A 12,743-nucleotide genomic window follows, 5' to 3' on the forward strand; every position below is an offset into this window, starting at 1 on the left:
AAAACAAAAAGCGAACCCTGAATCATTCGGCTTGCAGCAAGAGGCATGATTCAGGGCACGACTGGATAAATCTACAGCCATTATAACAGTGAGGTCAGGGATGCCAATCGCGAAATTTCTACGTGCGGCACCAGCCGCGCATCGGCCACCTGCATCAGGTTGCCGCCGCGCAGGTTAATCCAGCACGCCTGCAGGCCGCAGCGCAGCGCGCCGGCCACGTCGGTGGTCAGGTCGTCGCCCACGTGCAGAATGTGCTCCGGCGCGATGCCGAGCCGCTGCGCGGCGAGATGATACATATCCTGATAAGGCTTCGCGCGGCCATCCGGTCCGGCGCGCAGCGCGAACTGGAAATAGTCGGCGATGCCGAGCTGTTCCGGGCGGGCGTTACCGTTGGTGATCGCCACCAGCGGCACTTTTTCGCCCAGCGCCTTCAGGGTCTGATGCGTCTCTTCCGGCATCTCGACCTGGCTGCGCCAGTGGTGAAAGACGCCCATGATTTCATCAGCGCCCGCCGTCGCTTCCTGCAAGGAGAGACCGGCGTTCAGCAGCGCCAGCTCGACCGAGCGTCGACGCCATTCCGATACGTCGTGATAAATATCAGGCTCGCGCGCCAGCAGTTCGTCGCGCAGCCGTTGATAATCGAGCGGCGTAAATTCGCGCAGCGACGGATGATAGGCCTGCAGCGCCGCATGCGATTCGGCGGTGGTTTTGCGGATCACCGGATAGTTGTCGTAAAGCGTATCGTCGAGATCGAAAGTCATCGCCTTCACGGCGCGTAGCGGACGGTAAAACTTCATTCGTTCTTTCCTCGTTTGGCGCGGGGATGCGCAGCGTCATACACCGTCGCCAGATGCTGGAAGTCGAGATGGGTATAGATCTGGGTGGTGGAGAGATTGGCGTGGCCCAGCAGCTCCTGCACCGCGCGCAGATCGCCGCTCGACTCCAGCAGATGCGTGGCGAACGAGTGACGCAGCTTGTGCGGATGAATATGGCTGGCGACGCCCTGCTTCACGCCCCATTCAGCGAAGCGCTTTTGCACGTTGCGTGCCGAAATGCGGCGTCCCCGGCTGGAGAGAAACAGCGCGTCATCCTCGCTGCCAAAAGCGGCGCGCAGCGGCAGCCACTGTTCCAGCCAGGTGACGGCGGTGCGTCCGATCGGCACGCGGCGCTCTTTGCTGCCTTTGCCTACTACCCAGACATCGCCCGCATCGAGATCGACGTGGCGGCAGTCCATATTCACCAGCTCCGACAGGCGCAGTCCGCCGCCGTACATCACCTCCAGCATCGCGCGGTCGCGCACCGCCAGCGGATCGTTAAGGTCGATCTCCAGCAGCTGATTCACTTCGTCGACGTCGATGTTCTTCGGCAGATGGCGCGCGTTGCGCGGCGTGGTGATCCCTTTGGCGGGATTGGCGGAGAGTTTGCCCTGGCTGACCTGCCAGTCGAGAAAGCTGCGCAGCGCCGACAGACGCAGCGCGAGGCTGCTGGCGCCTAATCCGGCGCGACGGCTGCGCGACGCCATGCTGCGCACCTGAGCCGGCTCCAGCTGCGCCCAGCTCTCCAGCTTCATCTCTTCGGCCATTTCGCTCAGCGTCGCCAGCTGGCGCGCGTAGTTTTCCTGCGTCAGCGGGCTGAGCTGACGCTCCACCCGGAGGTAGCGCAGGAATTCGTCGACGGCGGCCTGCAGCGCGCTCATGCGCGTTCCACCCAGCGCGACAGCAGCTCCGGCATCATCTGCGCCAGATGCTGCAACAGCAGCGTGCCCATGCCGGCCTGATAGTGCTGGCTGTCTCGGCTACTGAAGATCAGCACGCCCAGCTCGCCGCGCTCGCCCATCAGCGACATCGCCACCGAACCGATCGCTTTAGCCTGCGGCAGCAGCAGCAGCAGTTCGGGGCCGTTCAGGCTGCCAAGAAAATGGTGCTGCTGGCCGAAGCGCTGGATGCGCAGCGGCTCGAACGCCTGCCGCGACAGGCTAAGCTGCACGAATTCCGAGGGCGCGCCCAGCCGCCATTTGTCGGCGAAAAGGCGCAGATTGGCGCCTGCCAGCCCGAGATCGCGCGCCCAGCGGTGCAGGCGGTTCAGCATCTCCTGCAGCGAATCGGCCGACGCCAGATGGCCCTGCAGCGCCAGCAGCCGATCGAACAGCTCATGGTTGGCGCTGGCCTGCTCCATCAGCAGGGTGATCTCCTCTTCCAGCCGCTGGATATGGTTGCGCTGACGCGCCATATGCCACTCCACCAGCGACACGCTGCCGCGCACCGGATGCGGCACCGCCATCTGTTCAACCTGGCGGGCGTTGCGGATAAAGAAATCAGGATTTTGCTGCAGATAATCGTTAACGGCCTGATCGTCCAGCAGGATCGTATTGTCAGCCTGCTCTTCGATATTTTTCATAGATGAATAAACCCATCGTAAACGTGTGTGGCGGGTCCGGTCATAAACAGCGGCTGACCAGCTCCTTTCCAGGCGATATGCAGCGTGCCGCCCGGCAGATCGACGCGCACCTTCGGCGCCAGAATGCCCTGCTGAACGCCGCAGGCTACAGCGGCGCACGCGCCGCTGCCGCACGCCTGGGTTTCGCCCGCTCCGCGCTCGTAGACGCGCAGGCGAATATGCTCCGCCGACACCACTTCCATAAAGCCGACGTTGACGCGTTCGGGAAAGCGCTCGTGGCTTTCCAGCGCCGGGCCGACGGTCTCGACCGCGGCGGTCTGCACGCTGTCGACCTGGATCACGCAGTGCGGATTGCCCATCGACACCGCGCCGAACATGACGGTCTGTTCAGCGACGCGCAGCAAATAGAGATTTTCCGCTTTATTGGCGCGGAACGGCACCTGCTGCGGTTCGAAATTGGGCTCGCCCATATTGACGCGCACCAGTTCGTCCGGCGTCACGCTCAATACCATGCGTCCGGTTTGCGTGCTGACGCGGATTTCGCTTTTGTTGGTCAGCCCTTTCAGCCTGACGAAGCGGGCGAAGCAGCGCGCGCCGTTGCCGCACTGCGCCACTTCGCTGCCGTCGGCATTGAAGATACGATAGTGGAAATCGAGATCGGGATCGTAAGGCGGCTCGACGATCAGCAGCTGATCGAAACCGATCCCCAGATGGCGATCCGCCAGCCGGCGAATCAGCTCCGGCGAGAAAAAGACGTTTTGCGTCACGGCATCCACAACCATGAAATCGTTGCCGAGTCCGTGCATTTTGGAGAACTGCATTTTTTGCTCCGCCGGGTGCGCCATTACAATTATTCTGCTGACATGCTGGCGTTGCCGCCGCTCACCAGTCCGTGCGTGTCTGCCTGAGCCGCACGCTGTTGCTGCTGCTTTTTCTGCTGCTCAGCTTGCTGTGGAGATTGCGTTTTTGGCTGGTCGGCGGGCGGGAAGTAAAGCGGTCCTTTTAGTCCACAGCCTGCCAGGCTCGTCAGCGCCAGCGCCATTGCCAACAGGCTTTTTACTCTCTTCATCTCTTCTGCTCTTTTGTCCTTAACCTGGTTGCTTATCATCGCAGTTGAAGATGGAAAAGCAACAGGAAATCCCCGCAATTCGCGTGCGCGCGGTGACGTTCTAAGGAAAGAGCCGCGCGGCGAGCGCGGCGTCAGTGTACCTGGTAGCGCGGCTGATAGTCGCCGTTGTCGTTATCCGGCTGCGTGGCGCAAAGCTGGGCCAGCGTCTGGCTGCGGAACGGGATCACCTGGAAGCGGTCGCCGGTATTCACGATCTGGTAGAACTGCGGCAGGTTGAAGTTGATAAAGCTGGAGCCGTAGGTAAAGCGATCGTGCGAAGAGGAGTAAAAGCGGCTGACGTCGCGCACCAGCTCCTCTTTGCTGCCTTCGCAATGGTGATAGACCTCGACGCGATTGGTTTCATCCAGGATATAGATGTTGAAACCCTGCTCGTCGGTGGTGTCTTCGAAGAAGAACTGAATAATGCCTTCGCTGGCGTAGCCGTTCACCACCGGCGGCAGCGGCGTCTGGTTCGATTCCACTTTGATCGACAGGCCGTGCAGCTTGTTGTTGGAGATGGCACCGTAGAACTCCACCGCGTTTTCCAGCTTCTGCACCGACACGCTCATGCGCTCGAAGAACAGTCCCCACGTCTGGCCCGCCATGCGCAGCGCTTTAAAGCGGCCCGGCTCCTGACGCGTGCTGGAGAGACGCAGCTCGATGCATTCGGAAACCAGCTGCTGAACGCGCGTGCGGATCAGCCCGCGCAGATGCTGGCTGTAGCAGAAGACTTCTACCGTGTCCGGCGGCGAAGCGTCCTGATGCATTTTGCCCAGAATGGTTTTCAACGCCTCGATCATCGCCTGCTCGCCGCTGAAGTGCAGCGTGCGCACTTCGTTCCACGAGTTGCGGTAGAGCAGATCGATGCTGCCGATCAGGCACTGCTGCTGCTGGCCGAAGCTAAAGACGTCGAGTTTGCGGAAATCGAAGTGCACCACCTGATTGCGGAAAGCGGAGGTCGGATCGTGCTCAAGGTTGACGATAATCGCCAGATGGCGGATTTCGCACGGGTTGTAGAGCGCTTTCGGCGTCGGCGCAGGCAGGCGCAGCGGGAAGTGCGACGAGACGTCGTTCACCAGCTCCTGCAGGCGCGCCAGATCGCAGATCTCGTTGCCTTTGATATGCAGCCGCGTTTTGCTGGTCAACAGGCCGTTGAACCACGCCCAGGCCACCAGCTTATTCAGATAGCGGTTATATTCCAGCGGCTGATGGCTGATGATCGAACTCATGTCCGGCGCCTGGTTATAGAGATACCAGCCTGAACGGTTGGCGCGGCCCGCCGGAACGTGAATAAAGGTCAGGTTCTCTTCCGAGAGGTCAGGCGAAATCTGCGGATTGACCAGCGTGACCTTGCCCGGCAGCGCTTCAAAAGCGGCGTACAGTTTACGCGTCAGCACGCCGATATCCTGCGGACTCGCGCTGACGCTTAAATTGTTGCGACGGGCAAAACGGATCAGGTTGCGATAGCTCTGCATCATCGCATCCAGCAGTTCGTTGTGCGCCTCGCGCACGCGTTCGATTTTCCAGCCGCCGCGGTTGTCGAGAATCGCCAGTTTTTCCTCGTCCCAGCCCCACTCTTTTACCAGCTGCGACAGGATCTCGCGTCGCCAGCCCGAGCGGCTGCTGGTTTCGTCGGCGCTCAGCTTCTCGCACACTTTCAGGTAGAAACAGCGGCGCACCAGGTCGAGGCGCGGCCGATCGTCCACGCTGGTCAGATAGTGCGTCACACGCTCCAGCATCATGCAGTAGGGATCGAGGCCGAAGCTGACGATTTCGCCGTCGTGCAGGCGCTGTTTGATATCCATCGCCAGCAGTTGGGTGTTGGGATACTCCCAGCTGTAGGCCTCCAGCAGCAGCGTTTTCAGCACCGCTTTATAGGGCGAGTCGATGCTTTTATAGAGCTGCCACAGGCTGGCGCCGAAGTACTCTTCCGCCGACAGCGTGCCCAGACCGCCGAGATCGAGCCACTCGTTAGGCGTCAGCACGCCCTGTGCGTAAAGCGACATCACATAGTCGTCGTAGTGATGCTCTTCTTCGCACGGCGCCATATTCCACAGGATGCGTTTGCCCGCCATGCGCACGGCGGTGCGATAGAACTCGTCGAGCAGCAAAATATGCTGCGTCGAGCCGCAGTCTTCTCCGCCAAGACTGCCGCTTTCGTTATGGCGGAAGCGGTTTTCATCAATCAGGAAGAAGCTGACCTCCACGCCCATCGACACGCACCACTTCTGCAGCAGCGTGCATTTGCGCTGCAGGTTGAGGCGCTCTTCGTTATCCAGCCATGACTGATGGCAGACCCAGATATCCAGGTCGGAGACGCTGTTCTGACCAACCGATGAGGTGCTGCCCATGGAGTAGATGCCGGTAATCGGCATTTCGCCGGTGGGCGATACGTCCAGCGTCAGCTCGCGGCTGCCCGCCAGTTCGCGCATTAGCAGAAGCTGATTTTCTTCAGGCGTGAAGAAACTGATGCCGCGGGGAACGTTACCGTCGAAGTAACCCGGCATCAGCGGATGATGATAATGTAATAAGGTCGGCAGCAGACTGTATACGTGCTGGAAAGCAGGTCCCATCGCAGCCAGCGCGCGATCGACACGCAGCTGATTAATGGCATCCAGTCTCTGTTTCAGTGTCTCAATGTAGAGGTACAAGACGTTTCGCCTGATTGTCCCAGTGTTTAAGCAACCTGTTTCCTCAATCCGCCGCTTAGTAATCGAAAAAGTTGGACGAATTATTGCTGGAAACGTGATCAATCTAACACCTGGCAGATTGACCGTAAAGAAAGTTGCGCTACCTAACAGTTTAGCACGTTCCTGTTCGCTTCCTGCGCTTTCGGACACCGGCGGTCCGCTTCATCCTCTTTTCACTGGCGAATCCTCCCGCCAGCCCGGTCAAATAATTCGTTGAAACTGTCAGCCATCAGCCGACAATGATAGGATATTCGGTGAACGATCAAAATGGTTAACAGCATGTTAGACAAAATTTTCAGAATTGCTACAAGACAAAGTCCTCTCGCGCTCTGGCAGGCACATTATGTCCAGCAACGCCTGATGGCCGCGCATCCGGGCCTGCGTGTGGAGCTGGTGCCTATGGTCACCAAAGGCGACGTCATCCTCGACACGCCGCTGGCGAAAGTCGGCGGTAAAGGACTCTTTGTTAAAGAGCTGGAGCTGGCGATGCTGGAAGATCGCGCCGATCTCGCGGTCCATTCGATGAAAGATGTGCCGGTCGCATTCCCTGAAGGATTAGGGCTGGTCACGATTTGCGAGCGTGAAGATCCGCGCGACGCTTTTGTCTCAAACCACTACGACTCGCTCGACGCGCTGCCGCAGGGCGCGGTAATCGGCACGTCCAGCCTGCGCCGTCAGAGCCAGATTAGCGAACGCCGCCCTGATCTGGTGATCCGCTCGCTGCGCGGCAACGTCGGAACGCGCCTGTCGAAACTCGACGCCGGCGAGTATGACGCTATTATTCTGGCGGCCGCCGGACTGAAGCGTCTGGAGCTGGAGTCGCGCATTCGTCAGCCGCTGCCGGCGGAAATCTCTCTGCCCGCCGTCGGCCAGGGCGCAGTAGGCATCGAATGCCGCCTCGACGACAGCGAACTGATTAACCTTCTTCAGGCGCTCAATCACGACGATACCGCCGTCTGCGTCAAAGCCGAGCGCGCGATGAACACTCGGCTGGAAGGCGGCTGCCAGGTGCCGATCGGCAGCTTCGCGCTGCTGGAAGGCGACCAGCTGTGGCTGCGCGGCCTGGTCGGCGCGCCGGACGGCAGCGTGATGGTGCGCGGCGAACGTCGCGGCCCGCGCGCCGAGGCGGAAGCGATGGGCATCTCTCTCGCCGAAGAGTTGCTCGGCAAGGGCGCGCGCGACATTCTGCGCGAGGTCTACCAGGGGCAGCCGCCGGTATGACTATCCTGGTCACTCGCCCGGAACCCGCCGCCAGCGCGCTGGTGACTCGCCTGCGCAGCCTTGGCCGTCAGGCCTGGAGCCTGCCGCTGATTGAGTTTGCGCCGGGCAGCGACCTTGATCGTCTGCCGCAGCAGCTTGCCGCGCTACGCGGCGGCGACCTGGTTTTCCTGCTTTCTCAGCAGGTGATCCACTATGCGCAGCCTGCGCTAATCCGTCATCACGCAGCGTGGCCTGCGGACGTAGACTATTATGCAATTGGTCGCAGTACCGCGCTGGCGTTTCACACCGCCAGCGGTCGCCAAGTCGATTATCCGCACGCGCAGGAGACCAGCGAAGCGCTGATAAACCTGGCGGCGCTACAGCGCGTATCCGGTAAGAAAGCGCTGATTTTACGCGGAAATCCGGGACGCGAACTGCTGGCGGAAACGCTGACCGCTCGCGGGGCGGAAGTCTCATTTAGCCAGTGCTATCAGCGCTGCCAGAAGCACTACGACGGCCCAATTGAAGGTCGACGCTGGCGCAACCGCGGCATCACAACGCTGGTGGTCAGCAGCGGTGAAATGTTACAACAGCTGTTTTCTCTGTTCCCCGCGATCGATCGCGAGGAATGGTTATTGCGCTGTCGACTGGTTGTCGTCAGTGAACGTTTGGCTACGCTTGCCGGAGAACTGGGCTGGCAGGATATTCAGGTAGCCGATGGTGCCGATAACGACGCGCTGCTGCGCGCGTTACGCTGAACTTAATCATGGGATGTGCCACAGATGACGGAACAAAAAGCGACCTCCGCCACGGTCGAAGAGACTACGCCAGCGGCAGACACTTCGCCCTCTTCTCGCCCGCAACTGCCGCGCGATAAAAAGAGCGGCGGCATGGTGCTGGGCGCGGTGGCGATTGTCATCGCCCTTGCGACCGGCGCGGGTTTATACCTTAACGGGAAACATCAGGCTGAACTTCAGGCGCAGGCGAATCAGAGCCTGAGCGACAAGCTGAACGCCTTGCAGCAGCAAGCGGGCAGCGACAAACAGCAGCTGACTCAGCAGCTCAGCAGCGCGCAAAGCGCTCTGAACGACGCGCGTACCCAGCAGGCCGCCACGGCGAAAGAGCTGGAAGCCCTGCGTGAAAAGGTCGCGACCATTTCCAGCAATGACGTGAACGCCTGGCTGGTGTCGCAGGCTGACTACCTGGTGAAACTGGCGGGCCGCAAGCTCTGGAGCGACCAGGACGTCACCACGGCGGCAGCGCTGCTGAAAAGCGCCGACGCCAGCCTGGCCGATATGAACGATCCGAGCGTCACCAGCGTGCGTCGCGCGCTGACGCAGGATATCAGCACCCTTTCGTCCATCGATCAAATCGATTACGACGGCATTATTCTGAAGCTGAACCAGCTCTCTAACGGCGTCGATAACCTGCGTCTGGCGGATAACGACAGCGACGACGCGCCGATGGACAGCGATGGCGGCGAGCTGACCTCTTCGCTGCGCGAATGGCGTCAGAACCTGGTGAAAAGCTGGCATAACTTTATGGATGACTTCATTACTATCCGCCGCCGCGACAATACGGCGCAGCCGCTGCTGGCGCCGAACCAGGACGTCTATCTGCGCGAGAACATCCGCTCGCGTCTGCTGATCGCCGCGCAGGCGGTGCCGCGTCATCAGGACGAAATCTATAAACAGTCTATTGATACCGTATCCAGCTGGGTGCGCGCCTGGTACGACACCAACGATCCCGCGACCAAAGCCTTCCTGGCGCAGCTGGATGAACTGAGCCAGCAGAGCATCAATATGAACCTGCCGGACAATCTGGAAAGCCAGCCGCTTATCGATAAGCTGATGCAGACGCGCGTGCGCAACCTGATTGCGCAGCCTTCCGTCGCCGCTGACCAGCAAGGGGGCTAAGCGCATGCTTAAGGTATTTATCCTGTTCATCCTGCTGATCGCCGGTATTGTGATCGGTCCGATGATTGCCGGCCATCAGGGCTATGTGCTGATTCAGACCGATAACTGGAACGTAGAAACCAGCGTCACCGGTCTGGCGATCATTCTGATCGTCAGCCTGCTGGTTATTCTCGGCGTCGAATGGCTGCTGCGTCGTCTGTTTCGCACCGGCGCCCGCACCCGCGGCTGGTTTACCGGCCGCAAACGCCGTCGCGCGCAGCGTCACACCCAGACCGCGCTGATGAAGCTGGCTGAAGGCGATCACCGCCAGGTAGAGAAGCTGCTGTCGAAAGATGCCGATCACGCCGAAGTGCCGGTGGCCAACTATCTGCTGGCCGCCGAAGCGGCGCAGCAGCGCGGCGATGAGATCCGCGCCAACCAGCATCTGGAGCGCGCCGTTGAACTCTCGGACAATGACGTGATTCCGGTTGAGATCACCCGCACGCGTATTCTGCTGGCACGCAACGAAGATCACGCCGCGCGTCACGGCATCGACCGTTTGCTGGAGGTCGCGCCGCGCCATCCGGAAGTGCTGCGCCTGGCGGAGCAGGCTTACGTGCGCACCGGCGCATGGAGTTCGCTGATTGATATTCTGCCTGCAATGGAAAAATCGCAGGTAGGCGATGAAGAGCATCGCGCGCACCTGCAGCAGCAGGCGTGGCTGGGCCTGATGAATCAGGCGATGGCCGATCAGGGCAGCGACGGCCTGAAGCGCTGGTGGTCGAATCTGAGCCGTAAAACGCGTCAGCAAACGGCGCTGCAGGTCGCGATGGCAGACCATCTGATTGAGTGCGACGATCACCAGACCGCGCAGGATATCGTGCTGGACGGCCTGAAACGCCACTATGACGATCGCCTGGTGCTGCTGATGCCGCGCATTAAAAGCAGCAACCCGGAAGCGCTGGAGAAAGCGCTGCGCCAGCAGATCAAGCAACATGGCGCGACGCCGCTGCTGCACAGCACGCTGGGGCAGTTGTTGATGCGTCATGGCGAATGGCAGCAGGCCGTCGAAGCGTTCCAGCAGGCGCTGGCGCAGCGCCCCGATGCCTTCGATTATGCGTGGCTGGCGGATGCCTACGACCGCATGCACCGTCCGGAAGAGGCAGCGAAAATGCGCCGCGAGGGCTTACTGCTGACGCTGAAAAACAACCCGAATGCTTAATGTTGTTGTTGCTTGTTTACGCCGGGCTTGCCCGGCTTTTTTTTGCCCTTTATCCGCCGCAAAAAAAACACCTGCCAGAGGCAGGTGTAAAATCAGGTCGGTAAGACAACCCTGAGGTATCCGACTCAACGGTATGTCTGTTGGCCCTGCAAGGGGTTAGCGATGCAGGCAGGCAGACAACGGATACCCAAAAGTGGCTCTGCGTCATTCCCAGGTTTATGCAGCATCAGCAGACATAAGAGGTGGAATGAGCATCTACGCGCTAAGTATTGCACAGAGCGTGCCAGGCTGCAGAAAATAGATTAAATTCATTATTTTCATAAGGATAGATTATTACGCCATCCTCTGGCGCGCCGATCTTGTCTGCCTTAGACGACAACCGGCCCGCTTGCTGTCTCTTTTTAGAGACGATGAAAGATCACTATCATTAATTCATTTAAAATCAACCTGTTAATAGTCTCCAGATAGAGACAATCCTCCTCTGTGTCAATTCCACACAAGCGATGATGTTTAAAAGTGAGTAACGTAAAGCGTCTATCGACAGAGGTAGAGCCTGCTCATTTATTCAGACAGGCAGCTCATTAGCTGAAACGCGGATGGCATGGACGGAAGAGCAAAGCGTCCCGCGACAAAACTAAAGAACGCATCTCCAGCACTGTCATTTAAACAGGCAGCTCTTCAGTTAAAACGCGGATGGCATGGACGGAAGAGCAAAGCGTCCCGCGACAGGGATGTCGCGGGCCGAGCGCGCAGGGATGCGTAAAGCGACTTTGCGATCCGTCCATGCCATTCGCGTCGGCACAAAACAGACAGTCCACAACCCGCTTTCCTGCAGACGAAAAAAAACCTGCTTTTTCAAGCAGGTTTATAAAATGGTCGGCGAGAGAGGATTCGAACCTCCGACCCACTGGTCCCAAACCAGTTGCGCTACCAAGCTGCGCTACTCGCCGATAATTTTTATTGTTTTGTTTTGCCTGGTGCGAAGAGAGGGACTTGAACCCTCACGTCCGTTAAGACACTAACACCTGAAGCTAGCGCGTCTACCAATTCCGCCACCTTCGCGTATCCCAGCAAAATCTGGGGTGGCTAATGGGACTCGAACCCACGACAACTGGAATCACAATCCAGGGCTCTACCAACTGAGCTATAGCCACCACAATTCGTTATGTTGCAAGCCACCGACCTACACCATGTAACTCTTTACTAACGCGGTAATGTAACCACCGCAGCTCCTGCGCACAAACTAAATGGCGCGCCCGACAGGATTCGAACCTGAGACCTCTGCCTCCGGAGGGCAGCGCTCTATCCAGCTGAGCTACGGGCGCGTAGCGCCGTTGCGGATGGGCATACTACGGACTTGGGGTGATGCTGTCCAGTGCTTTTTTAATAAAAAAACGCGTTTGATTACGCTTTGTGCATTTCGTCGAGTAATGCAGCACTCTGGCTATTTCCGCAGCGAAAAAAGGCCGAAGTAATCAGTAATATCAGAGATCGCCACGCCAGTGATAGCGCAAATATTTCAGCAATTTTAGCTGGCGACGCAGCCGACTGGGCTGTCGAATCAAGCGATAGAGCCATTCCAGCCCCAGACGCTGCCAAATCTTCGGCGCGCGTTTCATGTGACCGGTAAACACGTCGTAGGTGCCGCCTACCCCCATATAGAGCGCGTGCGGCCAGCGCGCGCGACAATCGCGCATCAACAGCTCCTGACGCGGCGAGCCCAGCGCGACGGTCACGATACGCGCGCCGCTGGCGGCGACGCGGGTAAAAAGCGCGTCGCGATCGGCAGGCGCAAAATAGCCGTCCTGCGCGCCGACGATATTGACATTCCACTGCCGACGCAGCTTATCGCAGGTCTCATCCAGCACCGCCTGACGCCCGCCGATCAAAAATACCGGCGTGCCCTGCCGTCCGGCGCGCTCCATTAACGCCTCCCATAAATCGGCGCCCGCAATACGCTGCACCTCAGCATGGGGATACTTTTTACGGACAGAGCGCACGATGCTGATGCCGTCGGGATATTTGAATTCCGCCTCCTGCAACAGCGCGCGCAGCGCGTCGTCGTGCTCCGCCGTCAGCATCTTCTCGGCATTGAGCGCCACTAACGTTCCGCTGCGTGCCGTCTCGCCCGGCAGCAAAAAATCCACAAAGGCGGACATACTGTCGAAACCATACAGCGACACGCCGCGAATCTCATACTGCGGCGCTTCCGGTAACCTTGTCATGGTTGA

General features: G+C 59.3%; 11 protein-coding genes and 4 tRNA genes. 4 read left to right on the forward strand and 11 right to left on the reverse strand.

Features of this window, described 5'->3' with window-relative positions; translation table 11 throughout:
* Positions 1-80: 80 nt before the first annotated feature.
* The 6 genes from yigB to PVE98_RS18700 all read right to left on the reverse strand — a co-directional run bounded on the left by yigB (position 81) and on the right by PVE98_RS18700 (position 6,156).
* The gene (gene yigB, locus PVE98_RS18675) at positions 81-797 is read right to left on the reverse strand and encodes a 5-amino-6-(5-phospho-D-ribitylamino)uracil phosphatase YigB (protein ID WP_096072385.1); all 717 of its coding nucleotides are present in this window, start codon (positions 795-797) and stop codon (positions 81-83) included.
* Entirely contained in the window at positions 794-1,696 is a 903-nt protein-coding gene (xerC, locus tag PVE98_RS18680; RefSeq protein ID WP_033754584.1) for a tyrosine recombinase XerC, read from the reverse strand. Before xerC ends, yigB begins: the two co-directional genes overlap by 4 nt.
* Positions 1,693-2,397, reverse strand: coding sequence for a DUF484 domain-containing protein (locus tag PVE98_RS18685; RefSeq protein ID WP_033754581.1), 705 nt, complete (start codon positions 2,395-2,397; stop codon positions 1,693-1,695). Before PVE98_RS18685 ends, xerC begins: the two co-directional genes overlap by 4 nt.
* Positions 2,394-3,218, reverse strand: coding sequence for a diaminopimelate epimerase (gene dapF / locus PVE98_RS18690; RefSeq protein WP_033754713.1), 825 nt, complete (start codon positions 3,216-3,218; stop codon positions 2,394-2,396). The genes PVE98_RS18685 and dapF overlap by 4 nt, the downstream gene beginning before the upstream one ends.
* Positions 3,219-3,247: 29 nt before the next feature.
* Positions 3,248-3,466 carry an LPS translocon maturation chaperone LptM gene (lptM, locus tag PVE98_RS18695; protein WP_033754710.1) on the reverse strand — a complete coding sequence of 73 codons (219 nt, stop codon included), beginning with the start codon at positions 3,464-3,466 and terminating at the stop codon, positions 3,248-3,250.
* A gap of 131 nt (positions 3,467-3,597) precedes the next feature.
* Positions 3,598-6,156, reverse strand: a complete 2,559-nt coding sequence (locus PVE98_RS18700) for a class I adenylate cyclase (protein WP_407568529.1) — start codon at positions 6,154-6,156, stop codon at positions 3,598-3,600.
* A 318-nt stretch (positions 6,157-6,474) separates the two neighbouring features.
* Between PVE98_RS18700 and hemC the strand changes: the two genes are divergently transcribed.
* Genes hemC through hemY form a run of 4 tightly spaced genes read left to right on the forward strand, consistent with a single transcriptional unit; the run spans position 6,475 to position 10,512 of the window.
* Entirely contained in the window at positions 6,475-7,416 is a 942-nt protein-coding gene (hemC, locus tag PVE98_RS18705) for a hydroxymethylbilane synthase (protein WP_096073859.1), read from the forward strand.
* The gene (gene hemD / locus PVE98_RS18710) at positions 7,413-8,153 is read left to right on the forward strand and encodes a uroporphyrinogen-III synthase (RefSeq protein WP_096072384.1); all 741 of its coding nucleotides are present in this window, start codon (positions 7,413-7,415) and stop codon (positions 8,151-8,153) included. Before hemC ends, hemD begins: the two co-directional genes overlap by 4 nt.
* 24 nt (positions 8,154-8,177) lie before the next feature.
* The gene (gene hemX, locus PVE98_RS18715) at positions 8,178-9,311 is read left to right on the forward strand and encodes a uroporphyrinogen-III C-methyltransferase (RefSeq protein ID WP_313619433.1); all 1,134 of its coding nucleotides are present in this window, start codon (positions 8,178-8,180) and stop codon (positions 9,309-9,311) included.
* Positions 9,312-9,315: 4 nt separating this feature from the next.
* Complete coding sequence (gene hemY, locus PVE98_RS18720) at positions 9,316-10,512, forward strand: protoheme IX biogenesis protein HemY (protein WP_333620443.1); 1,197 nt, start codon at positions 9,316-9,318, stop codon at positions 10,510-10,512.
* A gap of 873 nt (positions 10,513-11,385) precedes the next feature.
* On the opposite strand, the gene PVE98_RS18725 is transcribed toward hemY, so the two are convergent.
* The 5 genes from PVE98_RS18725 to wecG form a co-directional block, all read right to left on the reverse strand.
* Positions 11,386-11,462 (reverse strand) — tRNA-Pro (locus PVE98_RS18725).
* A 25-nt stretch (positions 11,463-11,487) separates the two neighbouring features.
* Positions 11,488-11,574: transfer RNA gene (locus PVE98_RS18730), tRNA-Leu, on the reverse strand.
* Between the two features lie 16 nt (positions 11,575-11,590).
* Positions 11,591-11,666 (reverse strand) — tRNA-His (locus tag PVE98_RS18735).
* A 94-nt stretch (positions 11,667-11,760) separates the two neighbouring features.
* Positions 11,761-11,837, reverse strand: a tRNA-Arg gene (locus PVE98_RS18740).
* Positions 11,838-11,996: 159 nt separating this feature from the next.
* On the reverse strand, positions 11,997-12,737 hold the full coding sequence (gene wecG, locus PVE98_RS18745; protein ID WP_096072381.1) for a lipopolysaccharide N-acetylmannosaminouronosyltransferase: 741 nt from the start codon (positions 12,735-12,737) through the stop codon (positions 11,997-11,999).
* Positions 12,738-12,743 lie beyond the last annotated feature (6 nt).

Source organism: Pantoea sp. GABEPS69 (assembly GCF_045780835.1).
GTDB lineage: Bacteria > Pseudomonadota > Gammaproteobacteria > Enterobacterales > Enterobacteriaceae > Pantoea > Pantoea septica.